Here is a 25,990-nt window from a genome sequence, read left to right on the forward strand (position 1 = left end):
CGAGACAGGCACCTCTCTGCCCTCCCCCTTTAGGCATCCCACAATGGTGCGTCGCGCACCTTTTTCTATCAAAAAACTGTCGGGATGGTGCCTGCGTTCCTGCCGCAAAGGGCAGCAGAATCTCTTCGAATTACCCAGAAAGCCGCCCCACGGTGTTCCCCTGAAAGTGCCTTGCCGCAGGCACGCCTGCGCTGACCGACGCCTGAGCCTCCATGGCGATCCGAAATCTGGCACGGATCTTGCTGAATGGACTGCAGGTGGCGTCCTGCCATCGCCCCGCAGCAATCCAACCTCTTTCAGGGAAGGCTTTCTCATGCAACGCAGAACGATCCTCAAGCAATTGACCGTAGCGACCCTCCTGGCGGCCTCCGGGCTGTCCTTGAACGCCTATGCCGAAGACACCATCAAGGTCGGCATCCTGCATTCGCTCACAGGCACGATGGCTATTTCCGAGACCGCGCTCAAGGATGTAGCGCTGATGACCATTGACGAAATCAACGCCAATGGCGGCGTCCTTGGCAAAAAACTGCAAGCCGTGGTGGTCGATCCTGCCTCCAGCGAACCGCTCTTCGCGGAAAAGGCACGCGAACTGCTGGGGCAGGAAAAAGTGGCCGTGGTATTCGGCAACTGGACCTCCGCCTCGCGCAAGGCCGTGCTGCCGGTGTTCAAGGAGCTCAACGGCCTGCTGTTCTACCCGGTGCAATATGAAGGCGAGGAGCTGGAACGCAATGTGTTCTACACCGGCGCGGCCCCAAATCAGCAGGCCATTCCCGCTGTCGAATACCTGTTGAGCGAAGACGGCGGCGGCGCCAAGCGTTTCGTGCTGCTGGGCACGGACTACGTCTACCCCCGCACCACCAACAAGATCCTGCGCGCCTTCCTGAACAGCAAGGGCATCACCGACGAGAACATCATGGAGGTGTACACGCCCTTCGGGCATTCGGACTACCAGACCATCATCGCCGACATCAAACGCTTCGCGGCGGGCGGCCCCACAGCCGTGGTCTCTACCATCAACGGCGACTCCAACGTCCCCTTCTACAAGGAACTGGGCAATGCCGGCCTGAAGGCCACCGACGTGCCGGTTGTCGCCTTCTCCGTGGGCGAAGAGGAACTGCGCGGCGTGGACACCAAGCCGCTGGTCGGTCACCTCGCAGCTTGGAACTACTTTCAATCGCTGGACAATCCCACCAACGAAGCCTTCATCTCAAAATGGAAAGCCTATGCCAAGGCCAGGAACCTGCCCAAGGCCGACTCTGTCGTGACCAACGACCCGATGGAAGCTACCTACATCGGCATCAATTTGTGGAAACAGGCGGTCGAGCAAGCAGGCAGCACGGATGTGGACAAGGTCATCGAAGCAATCGGTGGCCAGAGCTTCGCGGCGCCTGACGGCTTCACCATCAAAATGGATGAAACCAATCATCACCTGCACAAGCCAGTATTCATCGGTGAAATCCGCGACGATGGTCAGTTCGACGTAGTGTGGAAAACCGACGGCCCGATCCGTGCCCAGCCCTGGAGTCCCTACTTGCCCGGCAACGACAAGAAGCCGGACACGGCGCCGGCCAAGTAAGCCGCACCGTTGCAGGAACGGCGAGGCCACCAGCCCCCAGGGGCCGCAGACCTCGCCCCCTCCCCAGACAGCGCGTCATTGCCTGGCCTGGCTCCCCCAGGATCAATGGGCCTCAAACTTACTGGCCATGAACCTGGGCCGAACCCCGCTTCTCTCGCAGCAAACGGGCAGCGAGGCCGGACGGCTTCTGCTTTTTGGCCGAAGAGTCTTACCGCCGACATGGCAACAAGACAGACCGACTACACACCAGGGCATCCATTATGTTTCCTACCCTGTTCCACGCATCAAGCCGGCCTGCCTGGCTGGCAGCCGTGCTGGCCTTGCTGGCCTGCCTGCTGCTAGTCTCCGCGCCAGCCCAGGCTGCCGTCTCTACCGAAAGCCTGGCCCAACTGGCTTCGGGCGACAACAACGAACGCCTGGAAGCCATAGACCGCCTGGGCAAATCCGGCGATGCACAAAGCCTGGCGATATTGCAGGCACTGGCCGACGGCCGCCTGCGCGGCACGCCAAATGGCGGCGTTTGGATCATAGACAGTGGCGCCGACAACACTGGCATTGCAGCCAACCACCCGGCCATCAATGCCCTGACCGGCGCGCATGAGCCGCTGCCCGTCGATGCCAGCCGCATTACCATCAACAACAGGCTGCGCCGCGCCCTCTCCGGCGCGCTCGCCACCGGGCAGCTGTACGCGCCCGACGCGGCCACCCGGCTGGCTGCCGCCCAACAACTGCGCAACACCACCGATGCCAGCCTGCTGCCCATGCTGCAGCAGGCGCTGGCAAGCGAAGGCCATGACAAGGTCAAGCAGGCGCTGGCTGTCGCGCAAGCCAATCTGGAACTGCAAAGCCCTGACGCCGCGACCCGGCTACATGCCGTGCAATTGTTGACTGCCGCCAACGACGCATCGTTCCGCAACGTGCTCGCCGGCATGCTGGTGCAACACAACGGCAACTGGGCCGAACCCGACGCCGAGGTGCGCCGCGCTGCGCAGCAAGCCGTCGCCGCCATCGACCGCCACCTGCAAACTGTGCAATGGCTGGGCAACCTGTTCTACGGCATCAGCCTGGGCAGCGTCCTGTTGCTGGCAGCGCTGGGCCTGGCCATCATCTTCGGGCTGATGGGCGTGATCAACATGGCGCATGGAGAACTGCTGATGATAGGCGCCTACGCCACTTACCTGGTGCAATCCGGTTTCCGCCAATTCGCTCCGCAATGGCTGGAATGGTATGTGGTGGCAGCCCTGCCCGTGGCTTTCGTCATCACGGCCTGCGTCGGCATGGTGCTCGAACGCACCGTCATCCGCTGGCTCTACGGCCGTCCGCTGGAAACGCTGCTGGCGACCTGGGGCATCAGCCTGGTGCTGATGCAGGCCGTGCGCAGCCTGTTCGGCGCGCAGAACGTTGAAGTGGCCAACCCAGGCTGGCTCAGCGGCGGCCAGGAAATCATGAATGGTCTGGTACTGAGCTACAACCGCCTGGCCGTCATCGTGTTCTCGCTGCTGGTGGTGGCTTTCGTCTGGCTGCTGCTGAACCACACCCGCCTGGGCCTGTTCGTGCGCGCCATTACGCAGAACCGGCGCATGGCCGGCTGTGTAGGCGTCGCCACCGGCCGCGTCGATATGCTGACCTTCGGCCTGGGCGCAGGCATCGCCGGCCTGGCCGGCGTCGCGCTTTCACAGTTGGGCAACGTCGGCCCCGACCTCGGCAAATCCTACATCATCGACTCTTTCATGGTGGTGGTACTGGGTGGCGTAGGCCAACTGGCAGGCACCGTGATTGCCGCCTTCGGTCTGGGTAGCATCAGCAAATTCATCGAACCCTTCTCCGGCGCGGTCCTTGCCAAGATTGCCATCCTGGTCCTGATCGTGCTGTTCATCCAGAAGCGCCCGCAAGGGCTGTTCGCCCCCAAAGGAAGGAGCGTGGAATGAACAAGCGCCACCGCGATACCCTGCTGGCGCTCAACCGCCAGCCGCTGTTCCCCGCCAAGGCCTGGACCGCCCTGGCCATCGCCACCGCGATACTGGCCATCCTGCCGCTGCTGAACCTGTTCTTTGCCCCCGGCCATGCCCTGCATGTGCCAGCGCATACGGTTGCGCTGCTGGGCAAGTTCATGTGCTACGCCCTGGCCGCGCTGGCGCTCGACCTGGTGTGGGGCTACGCCGGCATCCTCTCGCTCGGGCATGGCATTTTCTTCGCACTGGGCGCCTATGCCCAAGGCATGTACCTGATGCGCAGCACTGCTGAAGTAACCGCTGCCGCAGGCGGCTCCCGCCTGCCCGCCTTCATGTCCTTCCTCGGCTGGACCGAATACCCCTGGTACTGGTCCATGACACAGCATTTCTGGTGGGCCATGCTGCTGGCGCTGGCCGTCCCCGGTTTGCTGGCCTTCCTGTTCGGCTACTTCGCCTTCCGCTCGCGCATCAAGGGGGTGTACTTCTCCATCATCACCCAGGCATTGACGTTCGCCGCTATGCTGCTGTTCTTCCGCAATGAAACCGGTTTTGGCGGCACCAACGGTTTCACCGACTTCCAGCGCATCCTGGGTTTCAACCTCACCGCGCCAGCCACGCGCGCCTGGCTGTTCTGGATCACCCTGGCCGTGCTGTTCGCCGCCCTGGTGCTCTCGCGTCTGCTGACGCAATCACGCTATGGCCGGGTACTGACCGCCGTGCGCGACGCCGAAAGCCGCGTGCGCTTCCTGGGCTACGAACCGCTGGGCTTCAAGCTTTTCGTCTGGACCATTTCCGCCATGCTGTGCGGCCTGGCCGGCGCGCTCTACGTGCCGCAGGTAGGCATCATCAACCCCAGCGAAATGTCCCCGGCCAATTCCATTGAAATGGTGATCTGGGTTGCCACCGGCGGCCGTGGCACGCTCTTCGGCCCGATCATCGGCGCTGGCACCGTCAATGGTCTGAAAACCTGGTTCACCACAGCCATGCCGGAATACTGGCTGTACGCACTGGGCGCGCTTTTCGTGATCGTGACAATTTTCCTGCCGCAAGGCATGGTCGGCCTGGCCCGCAAACTGGCGGCCCGGCGCAAGGAGCAGGCCCATGATTGATGCACCCAAGACGCAAGCCTCCGTCAAAGAACCGGACATCCGCTCCGAACTGCACCCCGGCGGCGAAGCCAGCTACAGCCGCGCCCTGCCCGCCGCCGCGGCCGGTAATACCGTGGACACCACTCATGGCGTCATTCTCTACCTGGAGAATATCAACGTGGTATTCGACGGATTCCGCGCCATCAAGGACCTGAATCTGTATATCGGCGTCGGTGAACTACGCTGCATCATTGGCCCCAACGGCGCGGGCAAAACCACGATGATGGACGTCATCACTGGCAAAACCCGGCCCACCAGCGGCAGCGCCTTCTTCGGACAGAACATTGACCTGACCAAGCTCAGCGAAACCGAAATCGCCAACATAGGCATAGGCCGCAAGTTCCAGCGTCCCACGGTATTCGAGGCGCATAGCGTACTGGAAAACCTCGAACTGGCCATGAAGGCCGACAAACGTGTTTGGCCGACCTTGCGGTCGCGGCTGACCAGCGAACAGGCAGACCGCATTGCCGAAGTCATGGAAACCGTTGGCTTGACACAGGCCTATGCGCGCCAGGCCGGCCTGCTGTCGCACGGACAGAAACAATGGCTGGAGATCGGCATGCTGCTGATGCAGGAACCCCAACTGCTGCTGCTCGACGAACCCGTAGCCGGCATGACCGATGCTGAAACCGAACGCACGGGCGAACTGTTCAACACACTCAAGGGCAAGCACTCGCTGATGGTAGTTGAGCACGATATGGACTTCGTCACGCAAATTGCCCAGGGCGGCAACGTCACGGTCCTGAGCGAAGGCTCGGTACTCGCGGAAGGCAGCATGGACCAGGTACAGAACGATGAGCGGGTCATTGAGGTGTATTTGGGGCGTTAATAACGGAAGCATTGCAGCCCTGAGAGCGCCATCTGCCGCATCGGCCGCCCGCAAACCGGACACGCCGAACAGCGCGCCTGAGCCCCTCAGGAAAAGGAAGAGTGACATGCTGGAAATCAAGCAAATCGAGCAATACTATGGCAGCAGCCACACGCTGCGCAGCGTCTCCATGGACGTTCGCAGCGGCGAGTGCATGGCGCTGCTGGGCCGCAATGGCGTCGGCAAGACCACACTGCTCAAGTGTCTGATGGGCGTGTTGCCCATCGCCCGGGGCCAGATCCTGCTGGATGGCACGGACATCACGCGGCTGGCGCCGCACCAGCGCGCCGGGCTGGGCATGGCCTACGTGCCTCAAGGACGCGACATCTTCGCGCGCCTGAGCGTGGAAGAAAATATCCTGATGGGTATGGCACGCTTTCCTGCGGCCAAGGCCCGGCGTATCCGCGAAGATGTCTACGAACTGTTCCCGGTGCTGCAAACCATGCTGGCGCGGCGCGGCGGCGACCTGTCCGGCGGTCAACAACAGCAACTCGCCATTGCCCGCGCGCTGGTATCCGAACCCCGCTTCATCATTTTCGATGAACCCACCGAGGGCATACAGCCTTCCATCATCAAGGACATAGGCCGGGTCATCCAATTGCTCAAGCAACGCGGCAACATCGCCATTCTGCTGTGCGAACAGTACTTCGACTTTGCCCACGAACTGGCCGACCGCTTCGTCGTCCTGAACCGTGGCGAAGTCGCGGCACACGGTTCGCATACGGAAATGGGGTCCGAAGACGTGCGCATGCTGCTGGCGGTCTAGCACCCTGAAGACCTTGGGCAACCGGGGGCTGATGACGCGCAAGCTGCATCCTGTACTGAGCCAACTACTGCACGTGGCGGGAAAATGCTTGCATCTCCCCCCATTTCCAGACAACAATGAGAATTAATATTAACCTCATGTCTGGTCTGGCTTCCATGAATGGTACCTTGGCTGCGCACCTGTACGATAGTCACTATGGATGGCTGGAACGCTGGCTGCGGCGCTGGGTCTCCACGCCCGCCGATGCCGCCGACTTCGCGCAGGACACTTTTGTCCAGCTGCTGATACGCAAGGGCGGAGTGGACATTGGCGACAACCCCCGCGCCTTGCTGGTGCGCATCGCCAAGGCCAGGCTTATCGACCACTGGCGCCACCAGGAAGTCGAACGCATCTATCTGGAAGCACTGGCTGCGCAGCCGGAAGCGGAAGCGCCCTCGCCCGAATCCATCCTGCTGGTACGCGAAGCATTGATGCGCATCGACGCCATGCTGGGTGCCATGCCAGAACGCACCCGCACGATTTTCCTGATGGTGCGTGTCGATGGCATGCGACATGCGGAAATCGCCGAACGCCTGGGCATGGCCGAAACCTCCGTCAAGCGCCACGTCCAGCGCGCCTATCTGGCCTGCCTGTCCCTGGCTGCCTCCTGACGCTGGCGACATGGCTTCGGATACCGACATCGACCCTCGCATCCTGAACGAAGCCGCCGCATGGCTGGCTCGTTTCGATGAAGGTGCGCTGAGCGCCGACGAAACTGCCTCACTGCGCGCCTGGCAACAACGCAGCCCGCAGCATACGGAAGCATGGTCGCGGGTGCAGGCGCTGATGGCAATCTTCAACCAGATTCCTGCCCAGGTGCAGCCGCAGGTCCTGCCGGCCATGGCCCTTTCCAGATCCCAGGGCCGGCGCCGCATGATGCGCGGCCTGGGCATGCTGGCCCTGGCCGCCCCCCTGGGCTGGCTGTCCTATCGCTACCATGCGGACGGCCTCGCGGGCGGGCCATGGCAACCGGTTTCCGACAGGTACACGAGGCTGGGCGAAATCAGCGAACAGCGGCTGGATGACGGCTCGCTGCTTGTCATGAATACCGACACAGCTGTCGATATCCGCTTCACCGCGCAGGAACGGCGCATACGCCTGCGCGCAGGCGAAATTTTCCTGGAATCCGCCCGGCAACCCGACCCGCTGCAACGCCCCTTGCTGGTGGAAACCCGGGAAGGTACCGCACGTGCGCTGGGTACCGGCTACGTGGTCCGCCAACATGCCGACCGCACCGAAGTGGCGGTGCACGAAGGCCGGGTCGCCCTGAGGCGCCATGGCGAAACCCGGGACTTTATCGTACTGGAACCCGGCCAGGCCATGGACTTCAGCCGCACCGGCACGCCAGGCGCCGTTCGGCACGCGACGCCGGACGCATTGATGTGGCGCCATGGTCTGCTGGTGGCCAACGGTATGCGCCTGGACACCCTGCTGGCAGAGCTCGGGCGCTATCGCCCCGGCCTGTTGCAGGTTCAGCCCGAAATTGCCGGCCTGCGTGCCTCGGGGTCCTTTTCCTTGCGCGATACAGACGCCAGCCTGGCCCTGCTGGCCGACACCCTGCAACTGCGCATCACGCGTCGTACCCGATACTGGATCGTCCTCGGCCGCAGTTGATACAAATTTTTTTGCGCGGTTTTTCAATCTCGCCCGATAGAACAAGTAAGAGCCTCCATCATCACCGTTCCGGGGATGGGGGGTCATCTTCTTCCAGTTCTTGCGACGAAAAACCACCATGCTGCGTTCCGTACCCCGCCCGGCCCTTTCCTTGCGTGTGTCCGCGCCTCCTGCACGCCATGGCAACACGCCCAGTGCCATCTACCTGGCCTGCCTGGCCTGCCTGCTGATCATCGGCCAGCTGCCGGATGCCGCGCAGGCGCAAGGCGCGGCGCAACAAGCGCATGCTGAAAGCGAAAAACGCGACATCCGGCTCGCGCCAGGGCCGCTGGGCACAGTCCTGGCCCGCTATGCTGCGCAGTCGGGCGTCCTGCTTTCCTTCGATTCGGCACAGCTGGACAATCTGCAAAGCGCCGGCCTGCAAGGCAGCTATACCATCAGGGAAGGCTTTGACCATCTGCTGCGCGGCAGCGGCTATGTACTTGAACGACGCCCCAACGGCTACGCCTTGAAAAAAGCTGCCAACGTAGTGGAACTGGATACCGTCCAGGTCACTGCCCTGCGCGAGGAAGACCTGCGCGACAGTCCCTACCGCACCGCAGGTTCGCAGGCCGTGCTCAACCGCGAAGATATCGAGCGTTCCCGCGGGCTGTCCGTCGGTGATATCTTTCGCGGCATCCCTGGCGTGCTGGTCGGGGAAAACCGCAACAGCGGCGGCCTGGACGTGAATGTGCGCGGGATGCAGGGCCAGGGACGGGTGCCGGTCCTGATTGACGGCACACGCCAGGAAACCACGGTATACCGCGGTTATGCCGGGGTCGCCTCGCGCAGCTATGTCGATCCGGACCTGATAGGCAGCGTCCAGATCGACAAAGGCCCGACCATGTCCGCCCAAGGCACGGGCGCCACCGGCGGGCTGGTCAGCATGCGTACCATCAATGCAGAGGATATTGTTCCCGATGGCGACAGCTTCGGCATGCGCGTGCGCGGCAGCGCCACAGGCAACAACAGCGGTTCCGCCCCCGACCCCGGCACGTATGCTGGCTACTTCCTGGAGAAAAACGCCTACCGTTCCGATTGCCGGATCAGCAGCTATTGCTCCGAGGACTACACCATGCCGGACAGCTTCGCCCCTGACGACGGCATGGACCGGCCCGGCACCTACCGCCCGAAGAGCTTCGCCGGCAGCATTGCCATCGCCAAGCGGCTGGAACACATCGACCTGGTTGCCGCCTATGCGCAGCGCAAGCAGGGCAACTATTACGCCGGGCGCCACGGCCCGTCCCCGTATATCAAGCAGGGCGAAAAGCAGTTCGCAGGCTGGTACTGGGAAACGCCGGTTTCCATCGAAGGCGTCTCGCGCTTTCGCGCCGGAGAACGTATCCCCAATACCCAGTACGAGAGCAAATCCTTCCTGCTCAAGAGCAATATCTACCTGAACGATGCCAGCGAACTGGACCTGAGCTACCTGCGCTATTCCAGCGACTTCGGCGAAATGATGCCCTCCCAGATCCAGGGCTTCGGCCAGGCTCGCCAGTGGATCCCCAGCCAGGTAAAGCAGGACACCTATGCCCTGCGCCACCGCTGGCAACCTCAGGACAACAACTGGATATCACTGCATACCAATCTCTGGCACACCGACAACCGCAGCGATATCAATACGCCTGAAATCTATAGCGTAGATATCGAAAAAAACACGCATCGGGAGGAAACCTACCGGCGCTGGGGCGGCGACATCAGCAACACCATGCAATTCGATGTCCTGGGCGGGATCAAGCTTGAATATGGCGTGGCCGGGCAACAGGAAAAAATGAATACCGATGTCGCCGAGGGCAGCTACACCGGCTTCTATGGTGGCGCGCGCTCGGGCAAACGCTGGGAAGCCAGCACCTTCGGCAACCTGGCCTGGACGGTATTGCCCAGCGTCACTCTCAATGCCGGCATCCGCCAGACCTGGTTCGGTTCCGAGGACAACAATGCCCTGCCTGTGGCCGAAAACAGCCAGTACTGCAACGATGCCGATGGCGATGGTGAATGCGATGCCGTGTTCTACAAGAACCGGAAAAGCGGCTCGGCCCCCATGTTCAGCCTGGTCTGGGAGCCGATCGACGGCTTGCAGTTCTACGGCCGCTATGCCGAGGCGCTGCGCATGCCCAGCCTGTTCGAAACCACATCCGGCTGGTCTGTCGGGCCCGCCCTGGATATAGACCTCAAACCCGAACACACCAAGAACAAAGAAGTCGGTATCAATTACATGCGGGATGGCCTGCTGCGCAGCAACGACAAGCTGCGCCTAAAATTCGCCTACTTCCGCAACCACACCAAGGACTATCTCACACGCACGATACCGAATATGTGGGAAGAAGGCGCCTCCTATGGTTTTTTCCGCATGCGCAATATCCAGGGGGTCCGTTTCGAGGGCCTGGAACTGTCCGGCAGCTATGACCTGGGCATGATCTATACCCACTTCGGCGCCACGCGCTACACGCGCATCGAAGTGTGCAACGTCGGCAGCCGCGTGCGGGATTACTGCACCAATTACGGCATTGCCCAAAGCTATATCAGCAACATGATCCCGCCCAACTGGCATGCCAGCGTCACGCTGGGAACGCGCCTGCTGGACCGCCGCCTGGATCTCGGCCTGCGCGCCATCTTCATGGGCGAACGCAACCAGGTGCCACGCTACAACGCCCAGGTCGGCTTCAACGCTCCCGTGCTCTGGCACTCCTACCGGCTCTTCGACCTCTACGCCAACTACAAGGTCACCGACCAGTTCAGCGTGGATTTCACCATCGACAACCTGACGGACCGTTTTTACCTCGACGCGCTCAGCCTTGGCATTGTGCCTGCGCCGGGACGCACGGCGCGCCTGGGCATGACGATGACCTTCTGAACCCGATCCCCATTCCAGCGCGCCCGGGCAAGCGCGCTTTCATTCCGCGTCCGGCCTGCCGGGCGTGACTTTTCAGCATAGGAAGTTCACCACCATGAAATTCTCACTACGCAATCTTGCGGCTGGACTGGGCACCGCCCTGTTTCTCGCCGCTTGCGGCGGCGGCAGCGATTCCTCCCCGCCGACCGAAACCAGCCTGCCGGTTGCCGATGCAGGCAGCAGTCAGACCGTGAACATGGGCGATATCGTCACCCTGCGGGGTTCCGGCAGCTCTCCCAACCAAGGCAGCCTGTCCTACAAGTGGACGCTGGCGGGCAAGCCGACCAGCAGCACGGCATCGCTCAACGGCGACAACACGCAGGCGCCCAGCTTCACTGCCGACCTGCCGGGCACTTACACGGCCGACCTGATCGTCCATGATGGGACTGCTTCGAGCAAGCCCTCCCGCGTCGTCATTACGGCAAACAATACCGAACCGGTCGCCATCACCCAGACGCAATACAGCGTCCGGCTGGGCACCGCCACCCTGGGCCTGGACGGTACCGCCAGCCTGGCTCCCACCGGCTCCTCCGGCGCCTTGAGCTACCTCTGGACGCTGCTGGAAAAACCCGAAGGCAGCGCCGGCAATATTTCCGACTACACCTCGGGCAATGCCACCTTGCACCTGGATATCGCCGGCAGCTACATCCTGCAGCTGGTGGTCAGCCACAACGGCAAGGACAGCCAGCCCGCCCGCGTGGAAGTCACCGTATCCTCGGGCAATGCGCCGCCCGTTGCCGTGGCTGAAGACATCACCATCAAGCTCGGCGAAACCGCCAGGCTCGACGGCAGCGCCAGCTATGACCCGGATCAGCAACCCCTGCAATACCGCTGGCGTTTCGCCCAGTACGGGGCGGCCCCGGCCTATTCGCCTTTGCCGGAACTGGCGAATGCGAATTCGGCACGTCCCAGCTTCACGCCGGCCGCCGTCGGTGACTACCTGCTCGAATTCTTTGTCTATGACGGCAACTGGCAAAGCGCGATACAGAAAGTCAAAGTGACGGTCGTGAAACCTGACAGTTTCCCCGGCAAGAACCTGCCGCTGGCAGGGCAATTGGTCGGCACTGGCTACTATCCGTCCAGCAGCGTCGGCGAACAGGAAGTTGGCGGCCGCGCGAACTTCATGTTCGAAGGCTATGACCCGGAAGGCGAACCGATACAACTGATCAGGGCCGAATTGATCACTATCCCACAAGGCAGCACTGCCACGCTGGTCGAGGCACTTCCTGGCTCCGGCATGCCTACCTATCAAAAGATTCAGAAGCTGGATCTGGCTGGCGACTATACCGTCCGCATGACGGTTTCCGATGGCGTCAACGAGCTCGTCTCGACCGCCACCGTCACTGCCAAAATCGGCGGTGTCAACAATACGCCCTCGGCCGGCACGATCAAACCCATTGCAGCATCCGTGCTGGTCAACGAGCCCATGCTGTTCCTGGCATCCAGCGCCAGTGACCCCGACGGCGACCCCTTTAGCTTCCACTGGTCGCTGTTTGATAAACCGGATGGCAGCCAGGCTGCGCTGGTTGCGGAAATCGAACCGGAATCCCGCGAATACCGCCGTGCCCGACTGATTCCTGATGTACCGGGCGTTTATACCGTGCGCCTGGAAGTCGAGGATGACCGCGGCATGCGCTCCAGCAGTTATGCCCAGACCCAGGCCATTGCCAAGCTCGTGAACAATCCGCCGGAAATCCGCCGGATCGCCTACCGTACCCAGCATACGCAGTTGCGGGATACTACCCCGTACCAGCTGCTGCCGTGCATGATCATCCCCTTCTCCCCCGTGGTGATTGACCCCGACGGCGACACCATCTATACCCATCGCACCCTGATCAGCAAGCCGGAGGGCGGCAACCACGGCAACAACCGCAACAGCGGCCTATGCAAAACCTCGTCCGAGACCTTCAGTGTGCCAGGCGAGTATGTGTTCCGCTATCAGATCAGTGACGGTATTGCCGACCTGCCGGACTACGATTTCACGATCGCCATTGATTCCCTGAGCAACGCCAGGGGCATCGTCCTGGAAGACATCTTTTCGCCCGGCTCCGCCAGTGAGCAGTCCGCCCTGCAACCTTGGCCGTATGTCCGCCAGGTACCTGAAAACTACGGTGGCGGCAGCAGCCAGCCCGGCACCGCCCCGATGGCCGAGAAAACATTCCGGCTGACGGCCATGAATGGAAACTACACCATCGTGGACGTCCGCGGCGAGCATCTCAATGGCAACATTTCCCGCCTGACGCCCTACTTCGATGGACTGACCGAAGGCCAGGTCATTCCCCAAGGCAGCACCGTGGAAGTCAAGCTGATGAGCCCGCTCTTCAATTGCCTGCGCAACGACGAAACGCTGTATGAGGGTTTCCGCTGGACGTTCCGCGTCAAGGAGATTCCGGAACAGACCTTCGTCTATGAACATTGGCGCGGCGCCATTCTCAACAATGGCGCCACGCCGTGGCCGCAATGCGCCCCGGAGCAATGACACACCGAACGGCCCGGCCTGCTGATGCGAGTCCTGTTGGTACTGGGCTGACCCAGGCGGCCAGGCTGCAGCCGGCCTGAAGCCTGGCATCCCGGAACGCAGCCTGACAGCAGGCTGTGCCTGGCGCCCGAAAGCCGCACCTGCCATGACCGGCCGGTGCGGCTTTTTCACCCTCATTGGCACGACGGGTTCACCGTGCCCCCATCTTCCATACGAACTGGCGCCAGTAGCACCCATTCGGGTCTTTCAGCTTGGCAACCGCGGTGCAACCAATCACAAGCTGCAACTTGCGCATACGGTCTGGATGATCAGCGGGCCGCCAGCCAGGGACAAGCCCTGGGCATCCGCCAACCGCAACAGCTGGTCGCGCAGGCCAGGCGCATCCAGGATGACCGTGCCACCGCACTCCACACACATCAGCCTGTCCTGCTGGCGGTCGATATGCTGTTGCACCAGGCGGTGCAGCGTTTTGGCGCCATTGCGGCTGGGGCGATATTCACGCCGCACAATGCCGCGCTCTTCCAGCTCGCGCAGGATACGATAGACACTGGCCAGGCCGGTACGCACGTTACGCAGCAACAGATGGCGCAGGACTTCCTCAGCAGCCAGCGGCTCCGGCGCCACGGCCTCCATGGTCTGCAGGATCGCAATGCGCGCCATGGTCGGCCGCAGGCGCAGGTCGCGCAAACGCGACAGCGCCGGCTCATCCTGGCGCACCGTCCTGGCCCTTGCCTTGGTTCGGGCAGTCAAGCCGCTCTCGTGGGGAACGTCCGCCACTGTCAGGTCTTCCGTATACATGCGCGCCCCCTGTTCTAAAGCGCGGAAGCAATCAGGCTGTCTGCAATTTCCCTGGCGGCTTCATGGGTGGCAAGCACTTCCTGGCGGATACCGAATGCCTTTTGCGCCGTTGCAGCAAAGGCGCGCACGTTTTCACGCTTTTGCTCATCCGGCTCGATACTGATCAGCGCCAGGCATACCTTGCCCAGAGCTTCTTTGTTGTGCTTGAGCCAGAGCGCCCGCACCTTGCGGTCCTCATGTTCTTCCTCGTGACTGAGCTGGTCGTACACGATCACGAACGGCAGGCCGCTGGCCACCAGCGCATCCATTTCGGTTTGCCACTGGCCGGCATAGCCGGGCTTGGCCGCCTCGTTACGGAAGACGATGTACGGAAACGCCTGGACATCGTGAATGATGAAAGAGTTGGAATCGAACGCCATGGCCGGATTTTCCTGTAGTCAGACTGCCGCGCGTCACGCCCTGTGACAGCGGCTGATCCCGACGCACTGCCAACCCTCAGAGACCCGATGACAGCCGGGCCGGGCCAGCAACGCGCCGGACGGGACCAGCCTGGCCTCCCGCCGTCCTGACACTGCGCCAGGGTTGCAGCGCAAGCAAGAAATCACGGTGATTGGCATGACTGGCCTGCCCAATGTATGCCCGGCCATGCATGCGGAAAAGTGACATCTCTTAAATTCATGATTGCATCAAACGCAATCTTTAGATCAACGGTGAGCGGGCTTGCCAGGCAACCGAGGCATCGTCTCCGGTACACAGCGCCCGAATGGTCCGGCGCAGCCATTGATGCCCCGGATCATTCTGGAAACGCGGATGCCAAGCCTGGGTGATGGGTACCGTCGCCAGCGAAATCGGCAGATCGAACAGCCGGATTTTCAGGCCTGCCGCCAGGGCGCCGTGCGCCAGATGACCGGGCAGCGGCAGCAGCAGGTCGGAATCACGCAGGGCGAAAACTGCGGAATATGGCGTGGGCACGACCAGCGCCACATGCCGGCGCAAGCCCAGGGCCGCCAGCGCGCTGTCTATCGGACCGGTGGATTTCCCGCGCCGCGACACACCGATATGCCCCCAGCGCGTCAACCGCTCCGGCGTGATTTCATCATCGAAGATGGGGTGACCGGCACGCGCCACACCTATCACCGATGTCGTGAACAATGATTGTTCGCAGATCTCCGGCGCCAGCTTGCGCGCCGCGCTGATGAACAGGTCGATGCGTCCGCTGCGCAGGGCTTCATCGTCGATGTCATCTTCTTCCGGCGCAAAACGCAACATGGCGCGCGGCATCTCCCTTGCCATGACATCCAGCAGGCGGCCAGCGTGGGCACCCACGAAAATGTCGTTGGCACGCACGCTGAAACGACGCTCCAGGGTTTTCAGGTCCACGCCGGTGGCAGGCTGGAACACCAGTCCGGCCTGCTCCACCGCCAGCCGGACCTGTTCGCGCAAGGCCAGCGCCCGTGGCGTGGGGACCAGGCGGCGGCCTGCCTGCACGAATACCGGGTCGCCCAGGGCTTCCCGGATGCGTCCCAGCGTGCGGCTCATCGCTGGCGCGCTCAGATTCATCCGCCGGGCCGCGCCGATCACGCTGCCCTCCTCAAGCAAGACATCCAGCGCAACCAGCAAATTCAGGTCAGGAAGTTCCATGGCATTTCCCTATTCATTGCGGCCCGGCATACGGCAACGCACATGCCGGCCTCATTGCGTATGCCGCAATCGTACCGGCATGACGCCTGCGTGGAAAGCTAGGAGTCATCATTGCGCAAGACGCACTTCTGAAATGCAGACGCCGGCATTTACCACCAAATCCATGCGCAGCAGAATCATTTTCATCTGCGTTTGCAGCAATTGCCCCCCGCCCATTTCCGTGCCGCAGCACTTCCGGTCCCGGTAAGACGCCATGCTTCACGGCTAGGCCCTGTACCGATCCCAGGCATGCAGGAATACCGGCGGGCACAGGCACTGTTTCCTGTCCATCTGGAGATCCTGATGCAAAGTTCCCGCGCCGGTCTCGCCCGTGTCATCCGCCCTGCCTTGTGGCTGGCCGCCTTCCTGCCCGTTGCCCCGGCACTGGCGACCTCTTGCGACACGCCAGCCTGGCCTGTCGTGCAGCAGTACATCGCCGCCTGGAATGAACACGATGTCCTGGCGGCCGGCACCACGCTGGATGCCCAGGTCAGCTACTTCAGCACCAGCGCCGCAACCACACGCCAGGGTAGCCAGGTAGTGCTCGATGTCGTCAAGGGACTGACCGGGCTGATCCCCGACCTGCGCTGGCGAGTGCTGGGCACGCCCGTGCAGGCCTGCGAGCAACTGGCCTTCGAATGGGAATTCAGCGGTACCGCACAGTTTCCTGCCCAGGACGGCAAACCCGCCGCTTCCCGCCCCGTCAGCTTGCGCGGCGCCAGTTTCGTCCGCGTGGAACACGGGCGCATCGTGCAACTGGCCGACTACTACAACGGCCTGACCATGCGCGAGCAACTGGCCCACTAAGACTGCAGCGACAATGATCATGATTGCCCCCCCTCCCCTGTTTTCCAGCCCTTGCGGCAAGCCCCAGCCCACCGCACTGGCGCTGGCCCTGGCGACCTGCCTTTTCAGCGCGGTGGCCGGTGCGCAGGACACCCGCCCACCCATGCCTCCTGACCCTGCCGGGGCCCGTCCGGCCACGCTGGATGCGATTGTCATCACCGCCACGGAAGACAACAGTGCCACGGAAGGCAGCGGCGCCTATACCGTGCGGCAGACATCGGCCGCCACCCGCCTGCCGCTTTCACTGCGCGAAACCCCGCAATCCGTCACCGTGATGACACGCCAGCGCCTGGATGACCAGCAACTGGGCTCGGTACAGCAGGCGCTGGAGCAAACCGTGGGTATCTCGTCACAAACGCTAGACAGCGAACGTGTGAGTTTCCACGCCCGTGGTTTCTCCATCGACAGCTTCCAGTTCGATGGCATCCCGACCGAATTTCTCGACGGCGCCAGTTTTCTCGATACCGCGTTCTATGACCGTATCGAAGTCGTCCGTGGTGCCACCGGCCTGCTGACCGGCGCCGGCAATCCGTCCGCTTCGATCAATCTGGTGCGCAAGCGGCCCCGACGGGACTTCGCCGCCAAACTCTCCGCCAGCGCCGGTTCCTGGGACAATTACCGGGGCATGGCTGACCTGTCCACCCCGCTGGTCGAAGACGGACGCATCCGCATGCGCGTGGTCGGTGCTTACCAGGACCGCCATTCCTTCATAGACCTGTATCAGCAGAAGAAACAGGCCTTCTATGGCATCATCGAAGCCGACCTGAGCGATACGACGCTGCTCAGCCTTGGTTATGACTACCAGAACATCAAGCCCGAGGGCACGACCTGGGGAGGTGTGCCAAGCTGGTACAGCGATGGCACGCAGGCCGACTGGCGCCGCTCGAAAACGCTAGCCGCCGACTGGAGCCACTGGGACAACCGCATCAGCACCGCCTTCGCCACACTGGAGCAGGAGCTGGGCCATGGCTGGAACGCCCGCTTGTCATTCAACCAGCAACGCAGCCATTCGCATGCCCAGCTGTTTTCCGGCCTGGGCTACCCGGATCGCGATACCGGGCAGGGCTTGTTGCCGGTCGCGTTGGCCAGCGACGGACAGACTCGTCAGAACAGCCTGGATGCCATGATTTCCGGCCCATTCGAACTGCTGGGCCGCCGCCATGAACTGACGCTGGGCATGATGAACTCGCGCCGCAGTGCAGATGACAACAGCACCGGTTTCGTGTTTCCCGCCACGCCCATCGGTAATTTCAACGACTGGAACGGCAACTATCCTCGCCCTGATTTCGGCGCCCAGCCGCACACCCTCACCCATACGACAACCCGCCAGCGCGGCATCTATGGCGTGGCGCGCTTTTCGCTGAGCGAGCGTCTCAAACTGATCGCCGGGGGGCGGCTGAACCGCTACGAAATCAGCCAGACGGCAGCCGGCAAGGCCTTCCACAACAAGGAAACCGGCAAATTCACGCCCTATGCCGGCCTGGTCTTCGACCTGAGCGCCCAGCATTCCATCTATGCCAGCTACACGGAAATCTTCAATCCGCAAACCACACGAGACCGCGACAATCAGGTGCTGTCGCCCACCAAGGGGAAGAATCGTGAAATCGGCCTGAAGAGCGAGTATCTGGGTGGCCGGCTCAACACTGCCATCGCGCTGTTCGATATCCGCATGGATAACGTGGCCCAGATAGACGCAGGCCAAATGCTGCCAGACGGCACACAAGCCTATTACGCTGCCAGCGGCACGAAATCGCGCGGCTTCGACATCGACATCCAGGGTGAGCCGCTACCGGGCTGGAACCTGTACGCAGGAGTCTCGCACTTCACCGCTGCAGATGCCAACGGCAGCCGCCTGAGCACGCAATTGCCGCGCACCACGGCCAGGTTGTTCACCACCTGGCAGCTGCCTGGAGACTGGTGGAAACTGACGTTGGGCGCCGGTCTCAATTGGCAAAGCCGCTTCTACCAGACGGCCACCAGCCCGGCGGGAGCCGCCGTGACCGAGCAGTCTTCCTATGCACTGGCCTCGGTGATGGCGCGTTATGCCATCACGCACGAGCTGGACGCCACGCTCAACATCAACAATCTATTCGACAAGAAGTATGCCGTCATGAGCGGCTTCTACAACCAGGTGCTGTATGGCGAGCCCCGCAACGCCATGCTGACGCTGAACTACCGCCACTGACAGCATCGCCCTCTGGCTGACGGCCCCGGCGCGCCCTGAAGGCGCCCGGGGAATATGACAATCCTTGTCGCCCCGCCCACGCCGCACGGCCCGGCGCCCGCCCCCCGGCGCGGCGATACGGGCACTATGGCGGGCTTGATCCAGCCCCTGACGCACGCCGTTGCGAGACGCAGGGCATCCGCCGCCCCGGCCTGGCAGGATCGGAAATGCCTAAATCGTTGTCAAATCAGCGACAATAAGCATTGTTTCATATTGCATTCCGACCAACACATCCTCAAAAAGCCTACCGACCCGTGACCAGCACGAATCAGCTCGAACACCTGTTCCAGGAATACTGGCCGCACATCATCTTTGTCGTCTCGCTGATCATCAGCCTTGCGGCAGCCGTGCATATCGCCATGAACAAGCGCGATGCGCGCGCCGCCATCGGCTGGGTCGGCGTGGTCATGCTTTCTCCTATCCTCGGCACGCTGCTCTACATCATTGCCGGAATCAACCGGGTGCGCGAGCAGCGTGTTTCGCAACAGCGCAGCGAAACCCACCTGGACGCTTATCCCGACATGCGCCCCAGCGATGTCGATCTGGTCCATACCTACGGCGTGGCCCTGGCGGGCCAGAAAACCCTGGGCGACCGCGTCAGCGAATTCCCCCTGCTCGACGGCAACCTGGTACAGATACTGCCGGGTGGCGACAGTACCTATCCCGCCATGCTGGAAGCGATACGCAACGCCAAGACCTGCATTGCCATGCAGAGCTATATCTTCGACCATGACCGCGTCGGCGTGGAGCTCGCCCAGGCGCTGGTGGATGCCCATCAGCGTGGCGTACAGGTACGCGTACTGGTCGATGCCGTCGGCGAAAAGTATTCGCGCCCGCCCATCACCCGGATCTTTGCCCAGCACAAAGTCCCGCACGCACGATTCATGAGCACCGGTCTGGGCCTGCGCCTGGCCTATGCCAATATGCGCAGCCACCGCAAGATACTGGTGATCGACGGCTGCCTAGGTTTTACCGGCGGCATGAATATCCGCGAAGCCTTTACCCACCGCTATGGCGGCGACAACATGGCGCGCGATACCCACTTCCGCCTGGAAGGGCCCATCGTGTCGCAACTGATGTACGGCTTTGCGCATGACTGGGAATTCACCACCGGCGAATCCCTGTACGACACCCAGTGCGACTGGTTCCCCGTCATTCCCACGCCAGGCTATGTACCGGCACGCTGCGTGCCCTCGGGGCCGGATCAGGCCCTGGGAAGCAACCACAGCATGATCATGGGTGCGCTGGCCGCCGCACAGCATCACGTCATGATCCAGACCCCGTATTTCCTGCCTGATCCCGCCCTGATCGGTGCGCTGGCCACCACGGCGCGCCGTGGCGTTGCCGTGGATATCGTGATTCCCGGCCAGAACAACCTGCGCCTGGTTGATTACGCCATGAAGGCGCAAATCGACCTCGTCATCGCCAACGGCTGCCGCGTCTGGCGCTCGAATGGCGGCTTCGATCACTCCAAGCTGATTACGCTGGACGACGTCTATTCCTACGTGGGCTCGTCGAATATGGACCCACGCAGCCTGCGCCTGAACTTCGAAATGGATGTGGAAATCTACGACCGAAATACGGCCGACTGGATCAAGCAACGCATTCAGTCGCAGATCGAATCTGCCACGCTGGTCACGCTGAAACACCTCAACAGCCAGCCTTTTCTCAGCCGGCTGCGCAACAAGATCATCTGGCTGGCCTCGCCGTATCTGTAACACCCGGCCCTGCGATAGGCCCTGTCGTACCCAGCGCAATGCCCGGTGCGCTGCCCGCCATGCAGGCAGCGCACCCACATGGCCCGTTCAGCGCGCCGCTACCGGCATCTGCCAGCCCGCGCCGAAAGCGCGGCCACGCAACTTCAGTATCGGCGGCGCCTGCCGCCGCTTGAACTCGGCGCGCGCCACGAGTTGCTGCACCCGCGCCACTGTTTCCGCGCCCCCCGCTTCCTGCATCAGGCGTTCCACGAAATCGGTCGCGGCAGCCAGTTCCTGCGGACGCAGCGCCTCACCCTCGATATGCCACTTCAGGATTTCATCCAGCACCGGATACGGTGGCAAGGAATCGCTGTCGCGCTGGCCTTCGGCCAGCTCTGCCGAAGGCTCCTTGGTAATGATGGCTTCGGGAATGATCTCGGCGCCATGGATGCGGTTGAATTCCCGCGACAGCTCGAACACCTCGGTTTTGTACAAGTCCCCGATCAGGTTCAAGCCGCCGTTGGTATCGCCATACAGCGTGCAGTAACCCACCGCCACCTCCGATTTGTTGCCAGTGGTCAGCAGCAAGGGGCCATGGCGGTTGGAAAACGCCATCAGGATGGTTCCGCGCACGCGCGACTGCAGGTTTTCCAGCGACAAGCCTGCGAGCTCGCTCGCAAAAGCGGCCTGGAAACCCGTGCCATAGGCCTCCACCAGCGGCGCGATCGGAAATTCGTGCAGCGCAATGCCCAGATTGCGGCACAGATCGACGGAATCCGACACGCTGCCCGCCGTGGAAACGCGCGAGGGCATGGTAACCGCCTGCACGTTTTCCGCGCCCAGCGCGTCCCGGGCCAGGGCCAGGGTCAGTGCGCTGTCGATACCGCCCGAGCAGCCGACTACCACGCTGCGCACGCCTATCTTGCGCAGGTAGCCCCGCAATCCCAGCAGGATCTGCTGATAATAGAAACGACTGTCGTTGAGTTCGGGCAAGGCCAAGGGTGTGGCTAGGATGCCTGCCTCGCTGGAAAAACCCCGGCCCGGTTCGAACACCAGGCCTTCCTGCGCAGGCTCGAACCAGGGCAGGCGCGCCACCACGCCCACGGCGGGGTCAACCACGAATGATGCGCCATCGAACACCAGGCTATCGTTGCCGCCAACCTGATTCACGAAGACCAGCGGCAACTGCAGGCGGCGGCTCAGGGCGGTGAACAGGCCGTCGCGCTGGGCCTGCTTGCCCACGCTCGAAGGGCTGGCGTTGATGCTGACCACCATTTGCGCCCCCGCATCCCGCAAATCCTGCGCCGGGTCCCGCTCATACAGGCCGGTGGCATCGTGCCAGGCATCCTCGCACACGAGAAACCCCACCTTCACGCCGGCCAGTTCCAGCACCGCCGGCTGGCGCGGGCCGGGCTCGAAATGACGCTGTTCGTTGAACACGTCATAGTCCGGCAGCAATTGCTTGTGGTAACGCAGGACTTCCCGCCCTGCCTGCAGCACCACCAGGCTATTGAACCAGGGCTTGCCCGGTCCCTGGTTGGGCGTGGCCATGCCGAACGCCAGCGCGGCATGGGTTTGACGGGACAAGGCCGCCAGCTGCTCCAGCGCACGCGCCTGGCCTGCGCGGAAAGCCGGCAGGTCCAGTTTGTCGGCGGGATAATAGCCGGACAGTGAAAGCTCGGAAAAAACGATGAGATCGGCTGGTCCGGCCGCTGCGACGGCTTGCGCCATGAGTTGGGCATTGCCGTCGAAATCGCCGACCGTATAGTCGAGCTGGACCAGGGAAAGACGTAACGTCATCAGGACCACCTGTGATGGCGCCCCCGGCGTGACTCGAACACGCAACCCCTCGCTTAGAAGGCGAGTGCTCTATCCGGTTGAGCTACGGGGACGGTATAAGGGCCGTATTCTAACGCGAGCGGCGCAGCCTTGCGAATCCTGGCGCGCCGCTGCCCCCGAGGCGGCGCCGGGCAGCACGCTTTACTCACATTTTTAGTACAGCGGCTATCGACAGGCCCAGGCAAATCGGATTCAATCCTCATATCGCATCGCCTCGTTTCCGCCCGATCATGGCCCCGCCCCTACCCGTTTTCCGCCGCAACCTCCCAAGCCGCCCAAGCAGCCCACGTCGCCGCGCCCCATGGTCGCACCTGCACCTGCGTTGGTTCGCCTGTCTGCTCGGGCTGGGCATGTCCGCCGTGGCCCATGCCGGGCTGACCTTCTCGCTGGATCGTCCGCAGGCTGTCAGCGGCGAACCCATCTCCGTGCAAGGCCTGTTCTTCAACGACCAGAAGAACAAGACCTCCTGGATCGCCCCCGAGCTGATCGTGCTGCAATGGCGTTCGCCCCAGGGCGAGATCATCCGCACGACGGCCAGGCTGGACGGACGGCCCGGCACCATCAGCCTGCCGGTAGGGGGCTATGCCCGCGTTTTCTGGAAAACCGAGGTGCCGGCGTCGCTGACCGGCCTGCAGGCCATTTCCGTGGAAGGCTACCCGGCACTGCTGGCGCTGGATACCGACCCCATCGAGGAAAGCCGGGTAGCGGCCACGCCGGCCAACGTTCCCTTGCAGGAAGTGCCCGTGGTGCAGACCGGCAACCTGCTGGCGGCCTCCCCCAGTGGCATTTCGGTCGATCATGGCCCGGCGCCGCTGGAAAGCGCCGCCGTTCATGCTCCGTCGCAACCGGTGCCCAGCGCGTCCGAGCGTTTCCTCAGCGCGTTTTCCGCCTATGAACCGCTCTACTTCGCCTTCGGCAGCCGTGGCGGTTTCCATTCCCGCTTCCAGCTCAGCTTCCGCTACCGCTTGTTCAACCCGCGCAGCGAACCCAATCTGCTGCTGGACAATCTGTTCCTGGGCTATACCCAGACGGCGATGTGGGACCTGTCCGGTGAATCCAAGCCTTTTATCGACACCACCTACAACCCCAGCCTGTTCTGGCGGGCCGAACGGCTGGTGCAATCCGATGATGCGCGCTGGGGCCTGGGTTTTGCCACCGGCGCAGAGCACGCATCCAACGGCCGCGATGGCCCGGAATCGCGCTCGCTCAATGATTTCTATATCCAGCCTATTGCGCACCTGCGCTTCGGCAGCAATCTGCTGACCTTCCAGCCGAGGTTCAAGCAGTACTTCGGCGTCGAAGAGGAAAACCATGACTTCCGCCGCTATGCCGGACGGGTCGACTGGCGCCTGCGCTGGGCGCAGGACAACGGCATCATCATGCATCTGCTGTACCGCCAGGGCAGCCACAGCCGCCGCGCCACCCAGGTCGATGCCTCCTGGCCGCTCAAACGCATCTGGCCCGACATGAACGGCTACCTGTTCGTGCAGTATTTCAACGGCTACGGCGAAACCCTGCTGGGCTACAACGAACGCCAGTCATCGCAATTCCGCGTGGGCATTTCTATCGTGCCATGACCCTGGGCAGCCTCGTTCCCGGGGCTGCGCCCACGCTGCCACCGGCCACTGCCCGGAGACATATCCGGACAGGCCCGCACTGCAACGCTACTGCACCGCTGCCTCCCAACAAAAACGCCAGGCCGGAATATACCGAGCCTGGCGTTTTCCTATCTCCCGCGTCCGACGCCGCCCCATGCCGGACATGGCCGGGCCACGGACGCGGCAGGCCTATCCCAGCAACAAAGCGTCGTCGTCCACCGATTCGCCACGCACCCGCTCGAACATGGACAGCAAGTCCCGCACGTCCATGCCACGGCGCTCTTCGCCCGATACGTCCAATACCACCTTGCCCTGGTGCAGCATCACCGTGCGGTCGCCGACATCCAGCGCCTGGCGCATGCTGTGCGTCACCATCATCGTGGTCAGCCCGTAATCGGCAACGATGCGTACCGTCAGTTGCAGCACGAAGTCTGCCGTGCGCGGGTCCAGCGCTGCCGTATGCTCGTCGAGCAGCAGGATGCGCGACGGCTGGAGCGCCGCCATCAACAGGCTGACAGCCTGGCGCTGGCCGCCAGACAACAGGCCGATGCGATCGGTCAGGCGGTTTTCCAGGCCCAGGCCCAGGGTAGCCAGGCGTTCGCGGTAGAGCTCACGCCCGGCAGTATCAACCGCGCGGGCAAAGCCCCGGCCACGTCCGCGGCGATGGGCCAGCGCCATGTTTTCCTCGATGGTGAGGTCTTCGCAGGTTCCGGCCAGCGGGTCCTGGAACACCCGCGCCACCTGGGTCGCACGCGTCCAGACAGGCATGCGTGTGACGTCCTGGTCGCCGATATGGATGCTGCCTTCGTCTACCGACAGTTCACCCGATACCGTATTCAGGAAGGTCGACTTACCCGCCCCGTTGGAACCGATCACCGTCACGAACTGGCCTGCCGGAATGTCCAGGCTCAGCCCCTGCAAGGCCTTGGTTTCTATCGGCGTGCCCGGATTGAAGGTCAGCCGCAAGTCTTTTACCGTCAACATATCAGCGTGCTCCCTTGCCGGAACGCCGTTTCTTCAGGCGCGGCAATACCAGTGCAATCGTAACCAGGACAGCAGTCACCAGGTTCAGATCCTGAGCCTGCAGGCCGATGAAGTCGCTATTGAGCGCCAGGGCGATGAAGAGCCGGTAGACCAGCGCCCCCAGAATCACCGCCAGCGTCGCCAGCACCAGCTTGCGCGAAGGCAGCAGGCTTTCGCCCACGATGACCGCCGCCAGACCGATCACGATGACGCCCACGCCCATGGAGATGTCCGCGCCGCCCTGGGTTTGCGCAAACAGCGCCCCCGCCAGACCCACCAGCGCGTTCGACAATGCCATGCCGCCGATGATCATCGCACCGGTACGGATGCCCTGGGCCCGCGCCATGCGGGGATTGGAACCCGTGGCGCGCATCGCCATGCCGGAATGCGTGCTGAAGTAGGCATCCAGCGCGAACTTCGCGACCAGAACCACCAGCAGCAACAGCAACGGCCGCATGAAGGAATCCGCCAGGACGTCCGTTTGCAGAATGGAAAAGACCGTTGGTTCCAGGATCAGCGGCACATTGGGCCGCCCCATGATGCGCAGATTGACCGAGTAAAGCGCGATCATCATGAGGATACTGGCCAGCAGATCCATGATTTTCAGGCGCACGTTCAGCCAGCCGGTCATCATGCCAGCCAGGGCGCCGGCACCCGCCGCCGCCAGGGTGGAGACGAAGGGATCATGGCCTGCGCTGATCAGGGTGGCGGCAACGGCACCGCCCAGCGGGAAGCTGCCATCGACCGTCAGGTCGGGAAAGCGCAGCACACGGAAGGAAATAAAGACACCCAGCGCCACCAGACCGAAAATCAGGCCCAGCTCCAGGGCACCCATCAAGGAGAAGAGAGACATGATGCGTCGCGAGAGAATGTGCCGGCACTACTGATCCGCAGCGCCGCGCATAAGCGCG

19 protein-coding genes and 1 tRNA gene are annotated in these 25,990 nt (G+C 62.7%); 13 read left to right on the forward strand and 7 right to left on the reverse strand.

What is annotated here, in order from left to right:
• Nucleotides 1–313 precede the first annotated feature (313 nt).
• From urtA to ACEW7X_RS12490, 9 genes are all read left to right on the forward strand, one after another.
• A complete protein-coding gene (urtA, locus tag ACEW7X_RS12450) occupies nucleotides 314–1,576 on the forward strand; it encodes an urea ABC transporter substrate-binding protein (protein WP_068366366.1) in 1,263 nt (420 codons plus the stop codon).
• Nucleotides 1,577–1,836: 260 nt separating this feature from the next.
• On the forward strand, nucleotides 1,837–3,504 hold the full coding sequence (urtB, locus tag ACEW7X_RS12455) for an urea ABC transporter permease subunit UrtB (protein WP_130486660.1): 1,668 nt from the start codon (nucleotides 1,837–1,839) through the stop codon (nucleotides 3,502–3,504).
• A complete protein-coding gene (urtC, locus tag ACEW7X_RS12460) occupies nucleotides 3,501–4,637 on the forward strand; it encodes an urea ABC transporter permease subunit UrtC (RefSeq protein ID WP_130486659.1) in 1,137 nt (378 codons plus the stop codon). Before urtB ends, urtC begins: the two co-directional genes overlap by 4 nt.
• A complete protein-coding gene (gene urtD / locus ACEW7X_RS12465) occupies nucleotides 4,630–5,505 on the forward strand; it encodes an urea ABC transporter ATP-binding protein UrtD (RefSeq protein WP_130486658.1) in 876 nt (291 codons plus the stop codon). The genes urtC and urtD overlap by 8 nt, the downstream gene beginning before the upstream one ends.
• Nucleotides 5,506–5,611: 106 nt before the next feature.
• Entirely contained in the window at nucleotides 5,612–6,310 is a 699-nt protein-coding gene (gene urtE, locus ACEW7X_RS12470; RefSeq protein WP_068366375.1) for an urea ABC transporter ATP-binding subunit UrtE, read from the forward strand.
• 155 nt (nucleotides 6,311–6,465) lie between these two features.
• On the forward strand, nucleotides 6,466–6,960 hold the full coding sequence (locus ACEW7X_RS12475) for a sigma-70 family RNA polymerase sigma factor (RefSeq protein WP_068367653.1): 495 nt from the start codon (nucleotides 6,466–6,468) through the stop codon (nucleotides 6,958–6,960).
• 10 nt (nucleotides 6,961–6,970) lie between these two features.
• Nucleotides 6,971–7,963: a FecR domain-containing protein gene (locus ACEW7X_RS12480; RefSeq protein ID WP_420177275.1), complete on the forward strand. Its 993-nt coding sequence runs from the start codon at nucleotides 6,971–6,973 to the stop codon at nucleotides 7,961–7,963.
• A gap of 118 nt (nucleotides 7,964–8,081) precedes the next feature.
• Complete coding sequence (locus ACEW7X_RS12485; protein WP_420177276.1) at nucleotides 8,082–10,856, forward strand: TonB-dependent receptor domain-containing protein; 2,775 nt, start codon at nucleotides 8,082–8,084, stop codon at nucleotides 10,854–10,856.
• Nucleotides 10,857–10,950: 94 nt separating this feature from the next.
• Complete coding sequence (locus tag ACEW7X_RS12490; RefSeq protein WP_420177277.1) at nucleotides 10,951–13,374, forward strand: PKD domain-containing protein; 2,424 nt, start codon at nucleotides 10,951–10,953, stop codon at nucleotides 13,372–13,374.
• 273 nt (nucleotides 13,375–13,647) lie between these two features.
• On the opposite strand, the gene ACEW7X_RS12495 is transcribed toward ACEW7X_RS12490, so the two are convergent.
• From ACEW7X_RS12495 to ACEW7X_RS12505, 3 genes are all read right to left on the reverse strand, one after another.
• Nucleotides 13,648–14,172: a Fur family transcriptional regulator gene (locus tag ACEW7X_RS12495; RefSeq protein ID WP_068366385.1), complete on the reverse strand. Its 525-nt coding sequence runs from the start codon at nucleotides 14,170–14,172 to the stop codon at nucleotides 13,648–13,650.
• Nucleotides 14,173–14,186: 14 nt separating this feature from the next.
• A complete protein-coding gene (locus ACEW7X_RS12500) occupies nucleotides 14,187–14,591 on the reverse strand; it encodes a hypothetical protein (RefSeq protein WP_130486654.1) in 405 nt (134 codons plus the stop codon).
• A 280-nt stretch (nucleotides 14,592–14,871) separates the two neighbouring features.
• Entirely contained in the window at nucleotides 14,872–15,813 is a 942-nt protein-coding gene (locus ACEW7X_RS12505) for a LysR family transcriptional regulator (RefSeq protein ID WP_420177278.1), read from the reverse strand.
• A 342-nt stretch (nucleotides 15,814–16,155) separates the two neighbouring features.
• Between ACEW7X_RS12505 and ACEW7X_RS12510 the strand changes: the two genes are divergently transcribed.
• From ACEW7X_RS12510 to cls, 3 genes are all read left to right on the forward strand, one after another.
• Nucleotides 16,156–16,659: an ester cyclase gene (locus tag ACEW7X_RS12510; RefSeq protein ID WP_167731905.1), complete on the forward strand. Its 504-nt coding sequence runs from the start codon at nucleotides 16,156–16,158 to the stop codon at nucleotides 16,657–16,659.
• A 19-nt stretch (nucleotides 16,660–16,678) separates the two neighbouring features.
• On the forward strand, nucleotides 16,679–18,883 hold the full coding sequence (locus ACEW7X_RS12515) for a TonB-dependent siderophore receptor (RefSeq protein ID WP_420177279.1): 2,205 nt from the start codon (nucleotides 16,679–16,681) through the stop codon (nucleotides 18,881–18,883).
• Nucleotides 18,884–19,176: 293 nt separating this feature from the next.
• Nucleotides 19,177–20,640 carry a cardiolipin synthase gene (gene cls, locus ACEW7X_RS12520; protein WP_068366400.1) on the forward strand — a complete coding sequence of 488 codons (1,464 nt, stop codon included), beginning with the start codon at nucleotides 19,177–19,179 and terminating at the stop codon, nucleotides 20,638–20,640.
• An 87-nt stretch (nucleotides 20,641–20,727) separates the two neighbouring features.
• Here the strand turns inward: cls and ACEW7X_RS12525 are convergent, their stop codons facing one another.
• Together ACEW7X_RS12525 and ACEW7X_RS12530 are read right to left on the reverse strand one after the other, a co-directional pair.
• Nucleotides 20,728–22,419, reverse strand: a complete 1,692-nt coding sequence (locus tag ACEW7X_RS12525) for an NAD+ synthase (protein WP_068366405.1) — start codon at nucleotides 22,417–22,419, stop codon at nucleotides 20,728–20,730.
• A 15-nt stretch (nucleotides 22,420–22,434) separates the two neighbouring features.
• A tRNA-Arg gene (locus tag ACEW7X_RS12530) sits at nucleotides 22,435–22,511 on the reverse strand.
• Between the two features lie 297 nt (nucleotides 22,512–22,808).
• Between ACEW7X_RS12530 and ACEW7X_RS12535 the strand changes: the two genes are divergently transcribed.
• On the forward strand, nucleotides 22,809–24,035 hold the full coding sequence (locus ACEW7X_RS12535) for a phospholipase A (RefSeq protein ID WP_068366408.1): 1,227 nt from the start codon (nucleotides 22,809–22,811) through the stop codon (nucleotides 24,033–24,035).
• A 210-nt stretch (nucleotides 24,036–24,245) separates the two neighbouring features.
• Here ACEW7X_RS12535 and ACEW7X_RS12540 read toward each other — a convergent pair whose 3' ends face one another.
• Together ACEW7X_RS12540 and ACEW7X_RS12545 are read right to left on the reverse strand one after the other, a co-directional pair.
• Entirely contained in the window at nucleotides 24,246–25,040 is a 795-nt protein-coding gene (locus ACEW7X_RS12540) for an ABC transporter ATP-binding protein (RefSeq protein WP_068366411.1), read from the reverse strand.
• Between the two features lies 1 nt (nucleotide 25,041).
• Nucleotides 25,042–25,932 carry an ABC transporter permease gene (locus tag ACEW7X_RS12545; RefSeq protein WP_134838753.1) on the reverse strand — a complete coding sequence of 297 codons (891 nt, stop codon included), beginning with the start codon at nucleotides 25,930–25,932 and terminating at the stop codon, nucleotides 25,042–25,044.
• Between the last annotated feature and the right edge of the window lie 58 nt (nucleotides 25,933–25,990).

Origin of the sequence: Kerstersia gyiorum (assembly GCF_048595715.1) — a bacterium.
In the GTDB taxonomy this organism is placed as follows: Bacteria; Pseudomonadota; Gammaproteobacteria; order Burkholderiales; family Burkholderiaceae_B; genus Kerstersia; species Kerstersia gyiorum.

What these genes read in the sequence shown, in the direction of transcription:
- ACEW7X_RS12475 (WP_068367653.1), top strand. Translation starts at nt 6,466, where the DNA reads ATGAATGGTACCTTGGCTGCGCACCTGTACGATAGTCACTATGGATGG.
- urtA (WP_068366366.1), top strand. Translation starts at nt 314, where the DNA reads ATGCAACGCAGAACGATCCTCAAGCAATTGACCGTAGCGACCCTCCTG.
- ACEW7X_RS12510 (WP_167731905.1), top strand. Translation starts at nt 16,156, where the DNA reads ATGCAAAGTTCCCGCGCCGGTCTCGCCCGTGTCATCCGCCCTGCCTTG.
- ACEW7X_RS12480 (WP_420177275.1), top strand. Translation starts at nt 6,971, where the DNA reads ATGGCTTCGGATACCGACATCGACCCTCGCATCCTGAACGAAGCCGCC.
- urtC (WP_130486659.1), top strand. Translation starts at nt 3,501, where the DNA reads ATGAACAAGCGCCACCGCGATACCCTGCTGGCGCTCAACCGCCAGCCG.
- urtB (WP_130486660.1), top strand. Translation starts at nt 1,837, where the DNA reads ATGTTTCCTACCCTGTTCCACGCATCAAGCCGGCCTGCCTGGCTGGCA.
- ACEW7X_RS12505 (WP_420177278.1), bottom strand. Translation starts at nt 15,813, where the DNA reads ATGGAACTTCCTGACCTGAATTTGCTGGTTGCGCTGGATGTCTTGCTT.
- ACEW7X_RS12545 (WP_134838753.1), bottom strand. Translation starts at nt 25,932, where the DNA reads ATGTCTCTCTTCTCCTTGATGGGTGCCCTGGAGCTGGGCCTGATTTTC.
- ACEW7X_RS12500 (WP_130486654.1), bottom strand. Translation starts at nt 14,591, where the DNA reads ATGGCGTTCGATTCCAACTCTTTCATCATTCACGATGTCCAGGCGTTT.
- ACEW7X_RS12540 (WP_068366411.1), bottom strand. Translation starts at nt 25,040, where the DNA reads ATGTTGACGGTAAAAGACTTGCGGCTGACCTTCAATCCGGGCACGCCG.
- ACEW7X_RS12495 (WP_068366385.1), bottom strand. Translation starts at nt 14,172, where the DNA reads ATGTATACGGAAGACCTGACAGTGGCGGACGTTCCCCACGAGAGCGGC.
- ACEW7X_RS12525 (WP_068366405.1), bottom strand. Translation starts at nt 22,419, where the DNA reads ATGACGTTACGTCTTTCCCTGGTCCAGCTCGACTATACGGTCGGCGAT.
- ACEW7X_RS12490 (WP_420177277.1), top strand. Translation starts at nt 10,951, where the DNA reads ATGAAATTCTCACTACGCAATCTTGCGGCTGGACTGGGCACCGCCCTG.
- ACEW7X_RS12515 (WP_420177279.1), top strand. Translation starts at nt 16,679, where the DNA reads ATGATTGCCCCCCCTCCCCTGTTTTCCAGCCCTTGCGGCAAGCCCCAG.
- urtE (WP_068366375.1), top strand. Translation starts at nt 5,612, where the DNA reads ATGCTGGAAATCAAGCAAATCGAGCAATACTATGGCAGCAGCCACACG.
- urtD (WP_130486658.1), top strand. Translation starts at nt 4,630, where the DNA reads ATGATTGATGCACCCAAGACGCAAGCCTCCGTCAAAGAACCGGACATC.
- ACEW7X_RS12485 (WP_420177276.1), top strand. Translation starts at nt 8,082, where the DNA reads ATGCTGCGTTCCGTACCCCGCCCGGCCCTTTCCTTGCGTGTGTCCGCG.
- ACEW7X_RS12535 (WP_068366408.1), top strand. Translation starts at nt 22,809, where the DNA reads ATGTCCGCCGTGGCCCATGCCGGGCTGACCTTCTCGCTGGATCGTCCG.